The sequence below is a fragment of the Pseudomonas sp. LBUM1649 genome (assembly GCF_059716155.1).
In genome coordinates this window covers 3,340,843-3,358,930 of record NZ_CP166807.1, presented here as the reverse complement: position 1 = coordinate 3,358,930, position 18,088 = coordinate 3,340,843, and the positions used below count along the sequence as shown (strand labels likewise).

Annotated in this window: 13 protein-coding genes; 3 read left to right on the top strand and 10 right to left on the bottom strand. The window is 59.1% G+C overall.

The window, feature by feature from the left end; all coding sequences use genetic code 11:
* Positions 1-39: 39 nt before the first annotated feature.
* The 5 genes from ACA058_RS15535 to ACA058_RS15515 all read right to left on the bottom strand — a co-directional run bounded on the left by ACA058_RS15535 (position 40) and on the right by ACA058_RS15515 (position 5,773).
* Entirely contained in the window at positions 40-1,587 is a 1,548-nt protein-coding gene (locus ACA058_RS15535; RefSeq protein ID WP_497634773.1) for an amino acid ABC transporter permease/ATP-binding protein, read from the bottom strand.
* A 61-nt stretch (positions 1,588-1,648) separates the two neighbouring features.
* Positions 1,649-2,443, bottom strand: coding sequence for an ABC transporter substrate-binding protein (locus ACA058_RS15530; protein ID WP_497634772.1), 795 nt, complete (start codon positions 2,441-2,443; stop codon positions 1,649-1,651).
* A 48-nt stretch (positions 2,444-2,491) separates the two neighbouring features.
* The gene (locus tag ACA058_RS15525) at positions 2,492-3,562 is read right to left on the bottom strand and encodes an isopenicillin N synthase family dioxygenase (RefSeq protein WP_497634771.1); all 1,071 of its coding nucleotides are present in this window, start codon (positions 3,560-3,562) and stop codon (positions 2,492-2,494) included.
* A 14-nt stretch (positions 3,563-3,576) separates the two neighbouring features.
* Positions 3,577-4,428: a sugar phosphate isomerase/epimerase family protein gene (locus tag ACA058_RS15520; RefSeq protein ID WP_497634770.1), complete on the bottom strand. Its 852-nt coding sequence runs from the start codon at positions 4,426-4,428 to the stop codon at positions 3,577-3,579.
* Between the two features lie 253 nt (positions 4,429-4,681).
* Positions 4,682-5,773: a site-specific integrase gene (locus tag ACA058_RS15515; protein WP_497634769.1), complete on the bottom strand. Its 1,092-nt coding sequence runs from the start codon at positions 5,771-5,773 to the stop codon at positions 4,682-4,684.
* 78 nt (positions 5,774-5,851) lie between these two features.
* Here ACA058_RS15515 and ACA058_RS15510 point away from each other — a divergent pair, with 78 nt between their 5' ends.
* The 3 genes from ACA058_RS15510 (at position 5,852) to ACA058_RS15500 (ending at position 7,599) form a co-directional block, all read left to right on the top strand.
* On the top strand, positions 5,852-6,730 hold the full coding sequence (locus tag ACA058_RS15510) for a DNA-binding protein (protein ID WP_497634768.1): 879 nt from the start codon (positions 5,852-5,854) through the stop codon (positions 6,728-6,730).
* A 321-nt stretch (positions 6,731-7,051) separates the two neighbouring features.
* Positions 7,052-7,324, top strand: a complete 273-nt coding sequence (locus ACA058_RS15505; protein ID WP_497634767.1) for a CopG family ribbon-helix-helix protein — start codon at positions 7,052-7,054, stop codon at positions 7,322-7,324.
* Positions 7,324-7,599: a type II toxin-antitoxin system RelE/ParE family toxin gene (locus ACA058_RS15500; protein WP_497634766.1), complete on the top strand. Its 276-nt coding sequence runs from the start codon at positions 7,324-7,326 to the stop codon at positions 7,597-7,599. The genes ACA058_RS15505 and ACA058_RS15500 overlap by 1 nt, the downstream gene beginning before the upstream one ends.
* A gap of 122 nt (positions 7,600-7,721) precedes the next feature.
* On the opposite strand, the gene ACA058_RS15495 is transcribed toward ACA058_RS15500, so the two are convergent.
* From ACA058_RS15495 to ACA058_RS15475, 5 genes are all read right to left on the bottom strand, one after another.
* Positions 7,722-9,194, bottom strand: coding sequence for a sensor histidine kinase (locus tag ACA058_RS15495; protein WP_497634765.1), 1,473 nt, complete (start codon positions 9,192-9,194; stop codon positions 7,722-7,724).
* 345 nt (positions 9,195-9,539) lie between these two features.
* Positions 9,540-12,647, bottom strand: coding sequence for an Ig-like domain-containing protein (locus tag ACA058_RS15490; RefSeq protein WP_497634764.1), 3,108 nt, complete (start codon positions 12,645-12,647; stop codon positions 9,540-9,542).
* 435 nt (positions 12,648-13,082) lie between these two features.
* Complete coding sequence (locus ACA058_RS15485) at positions 13,083-14,411, bottom strand: TolC family outer membrane protein (protein WP_497634763.1); 1,329 nt, start codon at positions 14,409-14,411, stop codon at positions 13,083-13,085.
* A 1-nt stretch (position 14,412) separates the two neighbouring features.
* On the bottom strand, positions 14,413-15,753 hold the full coding sequence (locus ACA058_RS15480) for an HlyD family type I secretion periplasmic adaptor subunit (RefSeq protein ID WP_497634762.1): 1,341 nt from the start codon (positions 15,751-15,753) through the stop codon (positions 14,413-14,415).
* A gap of 6 nt (positions 15,754-15,759) precedes the next feature.
* Positions 15,760-17,496, bottom strand: coding sequence for a type I secretion system permease/ATPase (locus tag ACA058_RS15475; protein WP_497634761.1), 1,737 nt, complete (start codon positions 17,494-17,496; stop codon positions 15,760-15,762).
* Between the last annotated feature and the right edge of the window lie 592 nt (positions 17,497-18,088).

Here is an 18,088-nt window from a genome sequence, read left to right as displayed (position 1 = left end):
TTCCTGAAAGAAAAAAGCTCAAAGAAAATGGCTGCCTATTCATGCATGATTCACCGTTGCAGACAGGTGTGGCGATCGGGCAGCGATTCCCATAAAGCGCCGCACTCTCTCTCCTTCGGCATCGCACAGTATGGTTTCAGGTGCGGCATCGAGTTGAACATTGCCGTTCTCCATGAAGACCACCCTATCGGAGATCGACATGGCAAAGTCCATTTCGTGGGTCACGATCAGCATGGTCATGCCTTCCTTGGCCAGGTCGCGGATCACGTTCAGTACGTCATTGACCAGTTCCGGGTCGAGGGCCGAGGTCGGCTCGTCGAACAGCATGATCTGTGGCTCCATTGCCAGGGCCCGAGCGATCGCCACGCGCTGTTGCTGCCCGCCGGAAAGCTGGTGCGGGTACTTGTGGGCATGGGCCAGCAGGCCGACCTTGTCGAGTAGCGCATAAGCACGATGTTCACTCAGCTCGCCCGGCTGGCCGTGGTAACGCGGTGCCAGTGTGACGTTGTCGAGAATGGTGCGGTGCGGGAACAGGTTGAAGTTCTGGAACACCATGCCGATGTGTCGCACGCCTTTGCGCAGGCGGGCGCTGTTGGGTTTGTCCGACGCTTCGATGAATTTTTCGCCGAACAACAGAATGTCGCCGGTATCGATGCTTTCCAGGCCGTTGACGGTGCGGATCAGCGAAGTCTTGCCGGAGCCAGATGGCCCGATGATCGAGACCACCTGGCCGTACTCGACATTCAGGTCGATACCCAGCAGTACTTTGTGCGTGCCGTAGCTCTTCTGGATGTTCTTCAGTTGCAGGATGGGTGTCGCGTTGTTGCCGGCTGCTTTGCGCGCACTGTCGGGCAAGGCTTCGGCGCAGGCCTTGAACTTGGCCACGGCGGCGTCATCGAGGGTGTGCGGCTTGCGAAAGTTCAGGTCCAGGTAGCGCTCCAGACGCTGCAGGAAAAAGCCGAAGACGGTGACGATCAACACGTAGTAGACGCCTACCGCCGCGAGGGTTTCCATGACCAGGAAGTTGGTGGCATAGAGGCGTTGGCCGACCGTGAGGATTTCGGTCAGGGAGATGACCGAGACCAGCGACGTCAGCTTGACCACCGTGATGTATTCATTGATCAACGTAGGCAGCGAGATACGGAAAGCCTGGGGGATCACGATCAAGCGCTGCATACCGAGCAGGCCGACACCCAGCGCGCGCCCGGCTTCCTTTTGGCCTTTGGCCACGGAGATCAGTCCACCACGGTGGATTTCCGCCATGTACGCCGCTTCCGTGACCACCAGGGCGAACAAGCCGGAGTAGAAGGGGTTGGACAGGATCGGTCCGCTACCGGGAAACAATTGCGGCAAGTTGTAGACGAAGACCACCAGCACCAGCAACGGGATGCTGCGGAAGAACCAGATGTAGACCGCCGCAGGAATGCGCAGCAAAGGCGACTGGGACAGTTTGGCCGTGGCCAGGACAAAGCCCAGCAGCATACCGATGAACCAGGCCAGGGCACTGAGCTGGACCACGGTGACGCAAGCATTCCAGAAGTCTGGCAGGGAGAACAGGGAGAAGAAATACGACCAATCGAATTGCATGGGCACCTCGATCTGCCGCCCCCGTGCAGGGGAGGCAGATGCAGACTACAAGGACAGGTTCTTAGTTTGCGGTCGGTTCTTCCAGGCCATATTTCTTGAGAATAGCGGCGTACTCACCGCTCTTTTTGGCCTCTTCGAAGGCCTTTTGCACGGCCTGGAAAGTTTCGTCGTTACCTTTCTTGACGAAGATGCCCAGGGTTTGTTGATAAATCGGGTGCTCGGTGGTGATCACTACCCGGCCATTGGTCTTTTGGGCGATCATTTTTGCGGCGCCGGCGATTTCAACCTGGGCCTGGATGTTCCTGGACAACAGGGCCTGGGTCACTTCGGGCGCCGAGGGGTATTCGCTGACGGTGATGGCGCCTTTGTTGTTGGGCACGCAGTAGTCATCGGACAGCTTCCTGAATTCCTTGACCCAGGTAGTGCCCTGTTCCAGGCCCAGTTTCAACCCGCACAGATCTTCAGGCTTTTTCGCATTGATCTCGCTGCCCTTGGGCACCATGACCGCGGCACCGGTGTTGGCATAGGCGATGGTCTGGGCCTGAGTCTGGCGCTCCGGCGTGATGTACATGCCGGAAATGATCGCGTCGTACTTGCCGGAGTTCAAGCCAAGGATCAGGCTCGGGAACTTGGTGTCGACGAACTCCACCTTGGCATTCATGTGCTTGGCCAGTGCCGCTGCCAGTTCGGGATCCGAACCCACCACGTTTTTGTCCTTGTCATAGGACTCGAAAGGCGGGTAAGTGATTTCCATGCCGACCTTGAACGTGTCTGTCGCGGCCATGCTCACCGAGGCACCGAGCATGCCGGCTGCCAATACAGCCAGGCGCAACGGGGTTTTTTTATTGTTTATCATTTTTTTTACTGACTCCGGCGTAGGTAGGGGTGTAGCTGAAAACTTCAATCAGGACGGTTGAGCCTGATTTTTCAGATGTCCGAAACTGGCGGGCTTGCGTGCCTTGCCTGGCAGTTGAACTTCCCCGTTGGCCACCCTCTGGCGCAGATACTGATAGGTCTGCAGCGCCTGGCCATACATGTGTTCGCCGATCGTGATTTCTTCGTAGTCATTGCCTGCCTGGGCGAACCCGGGCAGCGGTTTGATCTGGGTGTGATAGTCGCAGGCATAAAACAGTGGGAAGGAATAACGCTCCTCCTTCACGCTGCGCACCCGGTGCGCAGTGGCAACGAATGCGCCTGCCGTCATCACTTCCAGCATGTCGCCGATGTTGACCACAAAGGCATCGGCAATCGGTGGTGCATCGATCCATTGTCCAAGGTTGTTCATCACCTCAAGGCCTGGTTTGTCGGCCAGGAGGATGGTGAAGCACTCGTAATCAGTATGGGCACCAAGACCCGGTGCGTCATGGGCGGCACCGTCGAAGGGGTAGTGGATCAGGCGCAGCTTTGACGGCGGACGGGTGACCAGGCTGTCGAAATAGTTTTCCTCAAGGCCAAGGGTCAGGGCAAAGCCGCCGAACAGGTGCCGGCCCAAAGCGAAGATCGCTTCATAGTAGGCCTGCACCGACGCCTTGAAACCTGCCAGCTGCGGCCAGTCGTTGGGCCCCAGCAGCGGGGTGTTGGCCAACACCAGCGGGTCATCGGCCGGGACTTCGAAGCCGACGTCGAAGGCCTCCTTGTGGTCCGGCTTGCCTTTGGAATAGACCTCTTCACCTTCGGGTACAAAGCCCTTGTGGGTTTGCGAGGTGCCGATGTAGTGCCGCATCTTGGTGTCGAAGGGCTGGTCGAAAAAATCCTTGGCCGCCTTGCGCAGGTTGGCGATCAGTTGCGGGTCGATACCGTGATCGGTGATATAGAGGAATCCGACTTCGCTGGCGGCGCGCCCCAACTGTTCGGCCACGGCCAGGCGGTGTTCCAGTTCAAAGCTGAAAAGACCGGCGATGTTGACCACCGGGATGCTATTGAAGTTGGCTTTGTGTGTGTCAGTGCTGGCGCTGTTGTTTTTATTGTCAGGCATGACGCATCGGCTCCCTAAGGATTGCTTGAGTGGTGGAAACGCTCGAAGTGTTCGCGCTCGGTCTGGCCCATCCACACGTTCAATGACCACAGGTCGGCCACCGGGACATTGGTGAAGGGCAAATGATGCAGGTAGCCGTCGGCGCCGAATTCCGGGGTCAGGGTGCTGACCTGGTAACCGCGGGCTTGCTGCGAGCGCCAGATGCTTTCCCAGTGCTGCTGATGGAAGGCCAGTTCTTTTGCATATTCGGGAGCCGCCGGGTGGGGAACTTGCGGGCCCTGGTCATAGCCGACCCGGGCCTGGATATGGTGAACCCGCTCGATGAAGGCGCTCAGGTCATCGGCCGGGTCATTCAACAGACGCTCGCAAGTCACTACCCAATGGCTGATGTCACTGGTGAACAACAGGTCGGGCAGTTGCCGGATCAATTCCAGGGTCAGCCAGGGGTTGAACAGCGACCGCGAGCGGTGGGTTTCGAAACTGCAGACCTGACCATGCTTGCGCGCCAGTTCAATTGCCTGACCGAAGAACTCCACTTGTTGCGGCATGGACCAGCGATCATTGCCCGCCAGCACGTTGACAAAGCGTGGGCCGAGCTCGGCGGCCCAGGCAAGTTTCCGGTCGAGGTCATTGAGATGAACGGCAGGGGACGCCGACTGGTCCGGCAGCACATCGTACGCGGTGAAGACTGTGCTGATATAACCCAGGCGATTGGCCTGGAGAAAGGCGGCGAACTCAGCCCTTTCACGGGCGTCCAGCGGTAGACGCGCTTCCATTCCATCAAAGCCTGCGTGCAGAAGCTCTTCAAGCGCCTGGGCCTTGCTGGCGGTGTATCCCCACAGCGTGCGGAAAATTTCCAGCTTCATCGGTGATCCTCGGCTAGTTCGCTGTGGAGCCGATGTTAGGCATAGCCGGCGGCGTGGAAGAATCGGAAAATTCAAATCAATACTTCAGACTTTTATAAACGAATAGCTAGCTACTTATCGTGCTTTCCAAGCGGGGTTTTAGGGGCAAATAGGCGTCTATGTTGGGCATTAGCGAGAGGTGCCACTGTTACGGCATCATTTTGAAGAGTCCCAAGCTACTCTGGACGCTGATGGCCTGTTTTTGGCCCGGCGTTCACGACTCGCCATCCCCGAGCAGTGACGTGGCTCGGCTGCTCAACAGCGAACCCGCCTGGAAGTAACCCATCACGGTGGTCACGCTGCGGTGTTCGGTCATGGCCATGACTTCGCCGAGCGGCACTCCCTGACGCCCGGCTTCAGTGACAAAACCTGAGCGTAAACTGTGCGCAGCCCAATCCCCATCCAGTCCGGCCAATTGTGCTCGGCGCTGGACAATGCGTGCCACCTGATCAGCCGATAAGCCTGCAGTCCCGACCTTGCCGCCTTTATACATCCGCCGAAACAACGGGCCCGACTCTGCCGGCGCAGCCTTCAGCCAAGCTGTCAGCGCCTGCGCCGCGGGGCCGCGCAGTGGTTTCTCACGGCGCACGCCGCCGGTGTCGGTCTTGGTCGCGCCCAGGGCATACAGCCAGGTGTCGGCATCCAGTTGGCGCACATCGCCCACTTGCAGGCCCACCACTTCCGAGCGGCGCCGTCCGCCACCGCTCCAGGCGAGCAGGAGCAGGGCGCGGTCGCGAACGCCGCGCGCGCCATCGGTGCACGTGGCGAGCAGTGCCTGCAACGGTTCCAGCACGATCGCGTTTTTCTTGCGCACCGAGATGCCCTGGCGTGACTGGGCCTTGCGCGCCTCGCGCAACAGGGTCTTCAACGCCGACGCTTCGGTCGGACTGTCCCAACCATTGATCCGGTGCCATTTGCCCAGTACAGCCAGGCGGTGACTGACCGTGTTGTACGCCAAGGCTCCGGGTTTGCTTTTGATCCGCGCCTTGACCAATACGGCGTCGATGCTGGGCGGTAACAAGTGCGCCCAGCCGCCGTCTGCCAGCGGACGGGCCAGATGATCGAGTATGAATTGAATCGCCACCGCCGGCGGCATCGTGGCATCGCCGAGCGCCTGGCCGTAACGCAACTGCAGCCAGGCCGACCAGTAGGTCAGGGCGCTGCGGTAGCTGCGTACTGTATTCGCCGCGGTGCCGGCAGCGAGAAAGGCCGCCGCCGCTTCCTGCGCGTTGATCGCGAGGGAGTGCGGGTTTAGCGGGGTTTCGTCCACCAAAGGTAATTGATCTGTAATATTTAATACGTTCAACGTATGATAATTCCAATATTCAAAATATAACGTCGGATAATCTTTCATTATCAGACCTAATATACCCGGAGGTGAGCCATGGCAGTAGGAGTACCGGAAAACGAGGTGTTTGCCGCTGCGGATGCGGTTTTGGCCCGTGGTGAGCGGCCAACAGTGGAACGTGTGCGCCTGGAGCTCGGTCGGGGCAGTCCGGCACGGGTTGGCGGCTTGCTCGATCAATGGTGGTCGCGTCTGGCTGAGCGCTTGAATGGCGAAACACGTCTGCCGGCACTGCCGGGCGAGGTGTCGCAGGCTTTTGTCGCGGTGTGGCAGCAGGCCATCTATCTCGCACAGGGCGTCGCCGAACAGACCTTGGCGGAACAGCGTGAGGTGCTGGCTACCGAGCGCGATCGAATGGCGGAGGTCGAAGACCAAGCGCGTCAGGACCTGGCAAAGGGCCGCCAACAGGTGGCAGAAGCCGCGGCCGGCCGTCAGGCTGTCGAGTTGCGTTTAACTGATCTGGAATTGCTGTTATCCCAGCGCCAGATGCAGATCGAGGATTTGCAGCATCAGCGTGATGTCTTGATGCGCGAGCGCGCTGAGGCCCAGCAGCAAAATCTGACGTTACAGGAAGGCCTGCAAGAGCTGCGGCTCAAGGCCGAGCAGGAGCGCGTCGCGCAGGAGAGCTACGTTCGCGGAGTCGAAGATCGTGCGCATCGAGAGGTGGACCGCGCGCGGGAGGAGGGCAAGGCAATGTCGACCCAGCTCAAAGAGGCCGGTCGGCACGTCGAGCAGTTGCAACGGCGGCAGGAGTCGATCCAGATCGAGCTCAGTCAAACCCAGCAACGTGCCGCGGCGCAGCAGGCCCGTGCTGAAACGCTGGAGCAACAATTGACGCAGGTGCGAAAGGTTCCAGCCGTCAAGCGTAAGCCGCGGAGTCGCAAACCCACGGCGTCGAAGAGCGTCCCCTCATTATGATGTCGGTGTCAGCAGTGAATGTCGCGCGAAGGGCATCACGCTACCAAGGGTATGTCGCCCCGTGAGCGCGGACATGCTTGTGGCCCAGATTGACAGCGGCACTTGACCCCGGTTTGTTATTCATTATGATTAGCTATGGTTCATATTGCAGCATAGTGGCGCAGAGCGAATCACCAAGGACAGACCAATGAACCACTCCAGCTCATTGATTCTCCAGGATGCCGACCAGCGCAGTTCGGCGTGGAAGTGTGCTACCAACTAAAAGAGGGAAGCGCGGCCAACCCTTTTCAAGAAGATATAACGATCAGGAACCACCCCATCATGGCAACCACCGCAAAAACCCGATCTGTCACGGCTCATGTCCCTGAGCAACTGGCCCAAAAGGTCGATTTGATGGCAGAACGTCTGGAACGCTCCAAAAACTGGATCGTCAAGCAGGCTCTGTCCGCCTGGATAGAACAGGAAGAAGAGCGTAGTCGCCTGACTCGCGAAGCCCTGGCCGATGTTGACGCCGGTCGCGTGATTGACCACCAGGCTGTCCAGGCCTGGGCTGATAGCCTCAGCACCGATACTCCGTTGCCGGTGCCGCGCTGATGGAGTTGAAGTGGACAAGCAAGGCACTTTCCGACATTACCCGGTTGTACGAGTTTCTGGCGACGGTGAATCAGCCTGCCGCTGCACAAACAGTGCAGCAACTCACGGCTGCACCGATCACACTGCTGACCAACCCGCGCATTGGCGAACGCCTGGAAGAGTTCGAGCCAAGGGATGTGCGCCGAATTCAGATTGGCCATTACGAGATGCGTTACGAGATAGTGGATTCCACGATCTACCTGCTGCGCCTGTGGCACACCCGTGAAGATCGATAGGGCTGGATAACACATCAACCTGGCAGGCCTACAACAGGTCGAAAAACCTTAACGTACGATTTTCCAAAATCTGTAGGCTCCCCTCATATGGCCTCCACGGATCTGCGAGAGCTGCGCGAAGGCTAGCGCAACCCACTGGCTCTTCTTTCCACGACTCTGAAACTCAAGTGCATTGATGTTCCCTGGTCTTCGTGGTGGGTCAGAACGGCTTCTCCACCAAAACTTTCCATGATCTGTTTCACCATGATCAGTCCTATACCCAGCTTGCCTTGCTTGGTGGTGTAGAAGGTCTTGAACGCCATCATTTCCTGTTGTCGTGACGTCCCTTGCGCGGTGTCAGCAATGATCAGATGCAGCCATTGATGACTGTCATCCACACTCGCCTGGATGGTTAGCTTCCCGCCGCCCGGCATTGCCTCGATGGCATTGGCGATGACGCTATTAAGAATTTGCGACAGCAAAAGTGGATTACTGATGATCCGAGGGGTGGGCTCATTGTTGAACTCGACCTGGATTTTTGATTGAGCCAGTTGCGCGCTGAAACCGGCCAACGTGGCCTGTACCAGAATCATCGGTTCCACCATTTGCGCTTCTCCATGGATCGGTCGCAAGCACAGCAACAATTCATGCACCCACTGCGACATCCGATCCACTTGGCTGACAATATCGTCGATATTCTTCTTGGCGGGTTGGCCGTCCATTTCGTTTGCCAATTCAGCGCTGGAGCGGATGCAGGCCAAGGGATTACGCAGACTATGAGAGACTGCCGTGGACATCTCGACCAGGCCAACGTAGGTCTTGTTGGCGACGAGCTGGGCCTCCTGTGATGCCAGCTGAATCGATGCTCGTCGAACAATCCAATACAGCCCGAAGTAAAGGAGCAGCCCACCCACTGCGGTAGACAACCAGATTATCCAATGGCCGCGATTGAGGCGTTCGATCAGATCGGCGGGCTCCTTGTAAATCTCCACCACCGCCAGAGTATTCCCCAGATCATCTACCAGGGGGATGTAGCTTTCGATGAAGAACATTTTGGGGGCGAACAAAAATTGCTGTTCGGGCCGGCGTTCATCAGCATTGCTGTATTTGGTGGAAACCCGGTCTTTCGAGCTGAATGCCGCTTCAAGCGCCTTATCGTTGAGAAAGCGTTGTCCAATAAGCTGCGCATTGGTCGACCACATCACTGTCCGAAGAGGGGAGTAGATGCTGATCAGGAGTGAGTCCGGGAGGTGCGAAAGGTGGTCGAGGAACTCGGAGCGGGCACGGTGCCTGTTCTGCGCCATTTCTTGCGACAGCATTCCATATTGGGTGGCTGCCAAGACGTCGCCCATCCGCATCCCGTCCAAACCGTGGTGGCGTATCTCACCCTTGGCGATGGTCTGGATAAATTGTGCTGATAACAGGGCGTCGCGCTCCAGGCTCTCGATGACCAGGAAACGGGTCGACACTGACCCCAACCCGACAGCTATCACGCTGATCAGTATGAAGCTGACGATCGAAAACCACCGCAGGAGGTCAGACGGTTTTGTCGGCGCAATTGGGTCGGCTACTCCCCCTGGAGGTAGGGGGCTGAAAGAAGATGAAGTTAGTTGCATGGGGAGTGTCCTATGCATGCTGCTTATGCAGTTCTAGCTACTCGAACCACTCAATGAATCCTGGATGATTACCGAGCATTCTCTGTGCCAAGAATTCAAGACGTACATAACGTTATTCAGGCAGTCAGTAATCGTACTGTTTAGTGCTTGAGACGGAGAAAAATTGAATTTTTCCGGCATTCGTCAGCGCGGAAGAACACGCATGCCTGGGGAAATACCGCCAACACTGGGGACAATTCCCATGTGATGGGGAAGGCAATGGCGTCATGGAGGGTTAGCTAATTCTACATTGCAAAGGATGACCACCGTCGGGCTCGGGCCGACGGTGGTCGTTACTGACATTTGTCAGCGGGTTGCTGGTTTCGATACTGCCACGGACACCGTCGCTGCTGGCGACTCCGCGCCCTTGGTATCGCGGGCTTGATAGGTAAAGGTCGCGGTGAACGGCGCGGCGACTGTGGTCGGTGGTGTGTAGCTCACACGTAAGCCGTCAGTGCTGACCGTGCCCTTGCCGGAGTCCGGTTGCGCAAGACCTGCAACTTTAAGCGGCACATGACCGTCCGGGTCGGTGTCGTTGGCCAACACGTTGATGGTCACCGGCTGGCCGTTGTTGCTGATGGCGCTGTCGGGTTTGGCGATCGGTTTTTTATTCTCGATTACATCGTCGCCATCTTTAGCGCCAGTGCGGAAGGTCGGCAGCGCCGCAGAGTTCACGTAGGTAACGCCGTCCCAGCCGGGCAGGGGTGTTGGCATCAACTGGAACTGGCCGGGCTTCTCAATGTCCCAGCGCAGCAACATTGATGTGTCCTCGTGCTGGGTGTTGTGGCAGTGCTCCAGGTAGGTCCCGGCGAATTCGCGGAAGCGGATGGCTATTTCCACGTCCACCGAACTGTCGATGCCTTCACCGATGCGATAGACGTCCTTGCGCGCCCACTTTTCCCATTCCGGCGGTGCCTTGCCGTCGCGGTTGAGGACAATGCCTTCTTCGAAATGTACGTGCACCGGGTGGTGCCAGCCGTTGCCGCCGTTCTTGATTTTCCACACTTCCAGGGTACCGTCGCCGCTGTAGCCGCCATCGGTCGGGCCGTTGGCCAGTTGCGGGGCGGCGCTGAGCCGGCGCGGGTCCATGCTGTAGCCGAAGCCGCCGTCAGTCTTGATGGTCCACGGTTCTTCGTCGGTGCCGTCGGAACGGCCGAAAATGAACTCGCGATGCCGCGCCAGTTTAAGTTTGGCCTGGACCGCTGGATCATCACGGTTGAGGGTCAGCGGGATCATGGTTTTACCGGCCGCCTTGCCCGGTTTGGCGGGTTCATAGTCGGCCGGGTTCATGCTCACGTCCTGGCCGGAATAAGGCTGCACGATCATTTGCATGAACTTGCCCACCACCGGGTCGCCATTGTCCCATTCCAACCCTTTGCTGCCCAGCTTGAGCACCGCCTTGTACTTCCCGGACAGTACATCGGCCAGGCTCAGCGGTGTATTCTCCGGACCCTTGCCGTTCTGGTGCTCCATCAGGTTGACGAAGTACAGCTTGTCGCCCGTCTTGATCCCGTTTTTTGCGAAGTTGACGATGATGTCGAAACGCTCGGCGATGCCCTGGGTGGGCAGGATGGCGTTGTGGTCCTGTGTATCGCCGTCGCCATCGAGGTCCATGCTGCCGTCGAACGGTACGGCGTGCTCCATGAGGTTGCCGTCGTTGCCGATCAGGTGGAACGGCACGCGGGTATAAGACAGGCGGGAACCGGAAGGCCCTGGGAATTCACCACCGGTGCCGGCGATTTCACGCACCAGCGCGATCCTGAAGTAGCGCGACACCGAGCCATTGAGAATGCGGAAACGATAACTGCGCGCCCGCACTTTCAGGCGCGGTTGGTACTGCCAGTTGACCAGGATCTGATCGCCGAGGAAGCCATCGGTGTTGAACGGGTTGAACCACAGCTGACCGTTCTTGTCCCAGGCCTTGTCGGCCAGCATCAGGTTGACGTCATAGTCGCGGTTGCCCCAGGGCAGCGCCGAACCGCTCGGCAGGCGCAGGTTGACGCCGTCTTGCAGCGCTTCGTTGCCACGGTCCAGGGCGCTGTAGTAGTTCATCATCACCGCGTTGCCCTTGTAGACGTTCTGTGCGGTGAAATCGAGCATGTGGTCGTGGAACCAGTGGGTGCTCATGGTTTCGCGCCAGTCGCCACGGATTTTGATGGTGCCGTTGTTGCAGGTCTTCAGCCCCGGGCTGGCGTCGTTGACGAACAGCGTCTCGCCGGGGGCGCAAGGGAACGCCGCGCGCGGATCTTCAGCCTTGGTGTTGATGGTGTCGTAACCGGCCAGTTGCATTGGCCAGCGATAGTCGTAGTACTGCCCCGGAAAGAAAAACGCATTGGTATAGCCGTCGCTTTCGGCCGGGGTGTGACCGTTGTGTTCATGGGTACTGAGGGTGTGCAGGCCGAAACCCATATTGGCCGCCGGGTCGATCGGCAGGGCGTTGTAGTGACGCATCAGCACCGGTTGGCCGTAACGCACCATCAGCAGCTTTGTCGGAAAGGTGCCGTCGAAGGTCCATAGCGCCTTGTGGTTCTGAATCGGCATGTTGGGGTGAAAACGGATGTCGATGCCTTTGGTCGTGCCCGTCGTGGCCGGGATGTCCGAGGTCTGGTAGTAGAGCCCGCCAGGCCCGAACTCACCGACGGCGTAGTTGTGCAACTGTCGGCGGTCACGCATGCCGCCGTTGAGTCTGGCGCCGGCTTGCGCGGTTTTGAAGGCGACCTGCGGGTAGAACTCGTTCCAGCGTTGATGCGACCAACCCTTTCCTGGCGGACGACCCTCAGCCGGCGAACCTACCGGATGGCGGTTGAGGAAGGCTTCGATCTGCGATTTCCAAGGGTTGCGATCCAGCACGTTGGAGTACTGCGACGGAAACGGGTAAAGCCCGGGCTGGCGCATAAAGGCTTCCAGTGCCGCCTTCGACGGGCCGCTGCGAGCGATGCTGTCCGGGTCCTGCTGCGGCGCCGGGCCGGCAAGGGGCACAGGGAATGTCAGCGGCGGTGCCGGAAGGGTCGGGTCGAGTTTTTCCGTACCGAATTCTTCGAGCAACAGCAATTGCTGGGTGAAGGGCTGGGCTCCGAACAACGGACTGGGTTTGCCGTTAGTGGGGATTTTGAATGATGTCTGCAGACTTGGCGGTAACACGTTGTCGGCGCGTGGGGTGTTGCGGTCGCCATACACGCCGTTGGGCAGGGCAATCGCGCCCTGGTTGGCCGCCGGCATTGTTTTGATGGCTTGCAGTGCGGCCGCCGGGTCGGCCGCAGGATTGGTATACGCCGAGGGGTCCGTCGGCGGCGGCTGGCTGACATCGTCGAGCGGCGCGGCATTGGCGGTGGTCAGGGTGAGGAGCATTGCACAGGGCAGGCTGGACCTGCGCAACAAGTCGATGGAATGGCATGGTGGTGTGTCGCGTTTCATTTTTCACCCCTCGCGTGATGCCCCGCCGTCTCCAAGTCCGGGACGATAGTTGTGCGGGTAGTAGGGGTGGAGCAACTAACGAGCCACTACAGCAGGGCGAAGTAAAAGTTCAAATTAATTAACAAGTTGTTAAGAGTGTTGAAAATGGCAGAAACGGTAGTGGGGGATATTCCTCTAATTCGGTGAAAAATTCCCCGCGGAGTGGGTGTAGTTCCTCAGTTATGGTGATAGTAGTAGCCCTGTTTCAACAACCGTTTTTGCTAGGCCCTCCGTCCCATAAGGAGAGGGCCTTATTGAGGCGGCGAATGGAAAAATTGAATCGAGCATCAATCATTAGCTGGTCGCAAGCCGGATTTTGGTAAATATGAATAGAAGTTGCCCCGGTGTGGCGCGCCGGTCAGCCATCATGTGGCTCGACCGGCCGGCAGGAGCAAGTTAGTTGGCTACCAGCAGCTCCGGGCCGAGGTAGTTGTTGATCTGGTCGATATCGTCGTCACCCAGACTACCCACCGAAGAGGCCAGGCGCAGGCGCGACATCAAATAGCGCAACTTGGCCTCGAACAGATCGTGGCGCGCAACGAAGAGTAGCTCTTCGGCGTTGAGGACGTCCGAGTTTGTGCTGGTGCCCCCCTCTTTGAAGCCCTTGCGTGTCGAACTCAGTGAGCGCTCGTTGGACGCTACTGCCTTCTCCAGCGCGCGAACACGTTTGGCGCCACTCTGTACACCGTTATATTCACGGGTGGTTCCGGAGATGACCTCCTGGCGTGTGGCGTCGAGTTCGTCCTGGGCCTTGTAGCTATTGGCGCTGGCCTGGCGTGTCAGCGCGCTGACGCCTCCACCGCTGAACAGCGGGACATTGACTTCCAGCCCGATAGAGCTGTAGCGGTTGCGTTGATTCAACTCGGAGATTGACTGGCTATCGCCCGCCGTGTAGCCGGCGACAAAATCCAGAGTTGGCCAGTGGCCAGCCCTGGCGCGCTTCACTTCTTCTTCGGCGAGGTTGCTGCTATGACGGCGCGCAAGGATCAGCGGGCTATCGGCCTGGGCTTTGACCAGCCAGTCCTGCAAGTTGCTCGGTAGCAGCGGTGGTGTATCGAAGCCCGGCTGCAAGGTGGTCAGTGATTCGGGAGGTTCACCAATATATTCCTCCAGCTTGCGGCGCGCGTTGACCAAGTTGTCCTGCGCCTCGATCAGTTCGGCCTCGGCGAGGTCGCGGCGAGCGACCGACTCGTCGATGTCGGTGACGGTGCCGGCCCCCAGCTCCATGCGCCGTTTCGCCGAGGCGAGTTGCTCATCGAAGGCGCTCAGCTTGGACTTGGCCAGGATGATGGTTTCGCTTGCCAGGAGCACGTCGAAATAGCTTTCGGCCAGGCGCACCGCGGCGTCCTGACTCTTGGCATCGAACACCGCGACGCTGTAGTCGGCACGCTGCTTACCCTGGCGGTACTCGGCCATCTTCTGTTTGTTGAACAGTGGCTGGCGCAGGCGCACGTTAGCGCCCTTGGAGTCGTAGTCGAGATCCCTGTCGATGCTGTTCTGACGTTGGGTGCCATTGACCTTGTTGTCGTAGGCCGAGGCATTGATCTGCGGTAGCAGGCCGGCCATGCCGATGGCGCGGTTTTCCTCGCCGGCCGCTTTTTCATGCACGGCGGCGCGGTAAACAGGACCTTGGTACTGCAACAGATCCCAGGCTTGTTTGAGGTCCATGGCGCTGGCCGGCAGAGACAGCCCCAGCAGGCAGAAGAATATGCAATGACGGTCCATTTCATTGTTCCTTGAAGGAGCTGTCCACACGCTCGAGCATCGGTTTGAGTAGATAGCTCATCAAGTTGCGCTCGCCGGTCTTGATGGTGACGCTGGCGGGCATACCGGGGCGAATGTGATTGCTGCCAAGCAGGCTCATGCCATCGGGCGTGACTTCCACCTGAGCCAGATAGAACGGTTGCTTGCTTTCCTCGTCGAGCAGACGGTCGGCGGAGATAGTCTTCACGCGGCCGGGAATGTTTGGCGTCTGGGCATGGTTGAAGGCCGGGAAGGCAATGTCCACGGGCAGGCCGGGGACCATCTTGTCGATGGCTTGCACGGGAATCATCGCGTCGACCTGCAGCGGTTCGTTGACCGGAACGATTTCCATGATCTTGAAGCCGGGCTGAATGATTCCCCCGACTGTGGCAATGCTCAGGGACTGGACCATGCCATCGATGGGCGACCGAATCACCGTGTGGGTCACTTCATAGTCCAGCGCGCGCAAGCGGTCGGCCAGGGTGGTGTTTTCCTTGGCGGTGTCAGTCAGCTGCGATTCGACTTCCTTCAAGTAATCGTGCTGGCGCTGCAGGATGCGCAACTTGATTTCGGTGGCCTGGCTACGCACACGAGCGATATTGTTGAGGTTCTCGGCCTGGCCGGCAGAAAGGTCGGCATTGCTGCGTTCCAGCTCAAGCAAGCGGTTGCGCGGCACATAGCCTTCGGCCGCCAGAACGCGGGTGCCTTGCAGTTCCTGGTTGAGGAAGTTGATTTGCGAGGCGCGGGCGCTTAAGACCTGCTGCAGGCCCTTGAGCTGCACCGTCGACGCCGCCAGGTTTTCCTGCAGGATGCTGATTTCACCCGCGAGACCGGCGCGCCGGGTGTCCAGCAGGCGCTGTTGCAGGTCCATGGCGGCCACCAGGCGGGGGTCATTCCCGAAGCGCTTGAGCAACTCGGGATCGAAGCTCACCACATCGCGGGCGTCACGTTCCGCTTCCAGGCGGTTTTCCACAGTCTTGCTGACGATGTATTGGGCGCCAACCGCACCCTGTTCGGCAGCGGCACGCAACGAGTCGAGGCGGACCACCTCCTGGCCTTTTGTCACCACATCGCCTTCGCGAACGAGAATGGCCTCCACGGTACCGCCGCTGAGATGCTGCACGGCTTTGCGATTGCTGGTGACTTTGACCGTGCCTGTCGCTACCACGCCGGCATCCAGCGGTGCCAGCCAGGACCACAGGAGGAAGCCGCCGAAGCCGGCGAGCACCAGCCACACGCCCCAACGCGCGGGTTTACCGACGTCCAGGTCTATTACGCTCCTGGGATCGGCTTGAATCATCTCGGTGTGTTGGCTCATTTGCATGATCGGTCACTCCCGTGCTTTGACGGAGGCCAGCGGGGTCGGCGCGCCTGCAGGCATCACACTGGCCTTGCGCAGCGCTGCGAATACTTCATCGCGCGTGCCGAGCATCTGCACGCCGCCGTCACGCAGCATCAGCACCTTGTCGACGGCGCAGAGTACGTTGGGACGGTGGGAAATCAGAATGACGGTGGCACCGCGGCCCTTGAGTTCGGCCAGGGCATCGACCAGGGCCTTTTCGCCGACGTCGTCGAGGTTGGCGTTCGGCTCATCCAGCACGATCAGATTGGGCTCGCCATACAGCGCGCGGGCCAAGGCAATGCGTTGCTTCTGACCACCAGACAGCGGGCTGCCATCGGTGCCCAGGCGAGTGTCGTAACCCTGCGCAAAACGCAGGATCATCTCGTGCACGCCAGTGATCTTGGCGGCGCGAATGACCGCGTCGCTGTCCACTTCGCCAAAGCGCGCAATGTTGTCGGCGATGCTGCCCTCGAACAGCTCCACGTCCTGTGGCAGGTAGCCGAGCCAGGGGCCAAGTTCGCCCTTGTTCCAAGTGAATATGTCCGCGCCGTCCAGGCGCACCTTGCCGGCCTGCGCCGGCCAGACGCCAACCAGCAGGCGGGCGAGGGTGGATTTGCCCGAGGCGGACGGGCCGATAACGCCAAGGCTTTCGCCGGGGACAAGACTGAAGCTCACCCCGCGCAGAATCGTGTTGTTGGTACCGGGGGCACCGGCATACACATTCTCCACCGCCAGCATGCCCAGCGGCCGCTGCAGTGACATGCTCGGTGGCCGGCGCGGATAGTCGTTCAGCATCTCGTTCAACCGGCCCCAGGCCGAACGGCAGCCAATCAGCTGCTTCCACGACGCGATGACCTGTTCCACCGGAGCCAGCGCGCGGCCAGTGAGGATCGAGCAGGCAATCATCATCCCCGGGGTGATCTTGCCTTCGATCGCCAGCAGCGCGCCGGCGCCGAGGATCAGCGACTGCAAAGTGATACGCACGAAGCGTCCGGTGCTGCTGATGATGGCGGCGCGGTCGGAGGCCAGGGTCTGCATTTCCAGTATGCGCAAATGGCTTTGGTACCAGCGCTTGCTGATTGACGGCAGCATGCCCATGGCCTCGATGACCTCGGCGTTGCGCAGGTTATTGTTGGCGTAAGTGGCGGAGGAGAGGGCGGCCTGATTGGCTTCGGCCAGCGGCTTCTGCGTTGCCTTTTCGGTGAGATAAGCCAGGCCCACCAGGATCAGCGAACCGATCAGCGTGAGTAGTCCCAGCAGCGGGTGGATCAGATAGGCGACCAGCAGGTAGATCGGCGTCCACGGCGCGTCGAAGAAAGCGAACAGGGAATTGCCGGTGAGGAACTGACGAACCTGCGCGAGATCTTGCAGGGCCTGGGCCGGATTGCCTCCGGCGCGGCTCAGGTTGCGCTCGAAGGCGGCGGTGAAGATGCGCCGGTTGAGGTCCATATCGAGGCAGTTGCCGACCCGGATCAGTACGCGGGTGCGGACCATTTCCAGCGTGGACATCAGCAAGAACAGCCCTATCACCAGCAAGGTCAGCATCGTCAATGTTGTGACGTTGCGACTGACCAAGGCCCGATCATAGACCTGCAGCATGTACACCGCTGGCGTCAACATCATGACGTTGATAACGCCACTGAACGCTGCCAGCGAGTAAAAACTGCGGCGCAGGCGAAAGATCGTGTCGGCCAGTTCTGAGCGGGTGCTCGACTGCTTTTGCATTTGATCCTCCCTCACCGAAAAGCCGGTTGCCCTTGCGGCGCACCAGCTGCCAGTAAATGTAATTGACTATCAAGTAGATGTAGTTCCCCAAGTAACTTGTCGACGCAAGCTGTAGTTCTCTCGGCGATTCACATGCAGCAGCGTAGGTGGCGTTTGTTTCTCTAGCGATACAGTTTTAAATAACATTTCGCTCTATTAGTGCTTAACATTGCCTATATATCGTTCAAGAACAGCTAGTTGGCAGGTCAAATGCCGGTCGTCTGTTTTTGCGGCGTAATATTGACAGTTTTTTGCTATGGAACTTTAGTCATGTTGGGAGATCGCCCGGCCGAAGCCAGCCAACACTTTGGCAATGCAAGGCACGGTGATTGTCCTGAAGGAGCAAACATGTCGATCATTTCGTTCTTTTGCACGGAGCTGTTCAGGAAGTTCGCTTCGACTTCCCGATTCCATGGCCCACCCCCGGCTCGGGATCGCTCTGCCTAATCGCTCAGCGAGCAATTCATTGCGCGAATTCCAGGCGCGCATTTTCGGGCGCCGGGTGACGGCTTTGCCTAACCCACGCCTGCTCTCGCCATACAACTGAACCAAT

Coding starts and splice junctions, on each gene's coding strand:
- ACA058_RS15530 (WP_497634772.1), bottom strand. CDS start 2,443: ATGATAAACAATAAAAAAACCCCGTTGCGCCTGGCTGTATTGGCAGCC.
- ACA058_RS15505 (WP_497634767.1), top strand. CDS start 7,052: ATGGCAACCACCGCAAAAACCCGATCTGTCACGGCTCATGTCCCTGAG.
- ACA058_RS15490 (WP_497634764.1), bottom strand. CDS start 12,647: ATGAAACGCGACACACCACCATGCCATTCCATCGACTTGTTGCGCAGG.
- ACA058_RS15525 (WP_497634771.1), bottom strand. CDS start 3,562: ATGCCTGACAATAAAAACAACAGCGCCAGCACTGACACACACAAAGCC.
- ACA058_RS15500 (WP_497634766.1), top strand. CDS start 7,324: ATGGAGTTGAAGTGGACAAGCAAGGCACTTTCCGACATTACCCGGTTG.
- ACA058_RS15475 (WP_497634761.1), bottom strand. CDS start 17,496: ATGCAAAAGCAGTCGAGCACCCGCTCAGAACTGGCCGACACGATCTTT.
- ACA058_RS15520 (WP_497634770.1), bottom strand. CDS start 4,428: ATGAAGCTGGAAATTTTCCGCACGCTGTGGGGATACACCGCCAGCAAG.
- ACA058_RS15495 (WP_497634765.1), bottom strand. CDS start 9,194: ATGCAACTAACTTCATCTTCTTTCAGCCCCCTACCTCCAGGGGGAGTA.
- ACA058_RS15535 (WP_497634773.1), bottom strand. CDS start 1,587: ATGCAATTCGATTGGTCGTATTTCTTCTCCCTGTTCTCCCTGCCAGAC.
- ACA058_RS15485 (WP_497634763.1), bottom strand. CDS start 14,411: ATGGACCGTCATTGCATATTCTTCTGCCTGCTGGGGCTGTCTCTGCCG.
- ACA058_RS15480 (WP_497634762.1), bottom strand. CDS start 15,753: ATGCAAATGAGCCAACACACCGAGATGATTCAAGCCGATCCCAGGAGC.
- ACA058_RS15510 (WP_497634768.1), top strand. CDS start 5,852: ATGGCAGTAGGAGTACCGGAAAACGAGGTGTTTGCCGCTGCGGATGCG.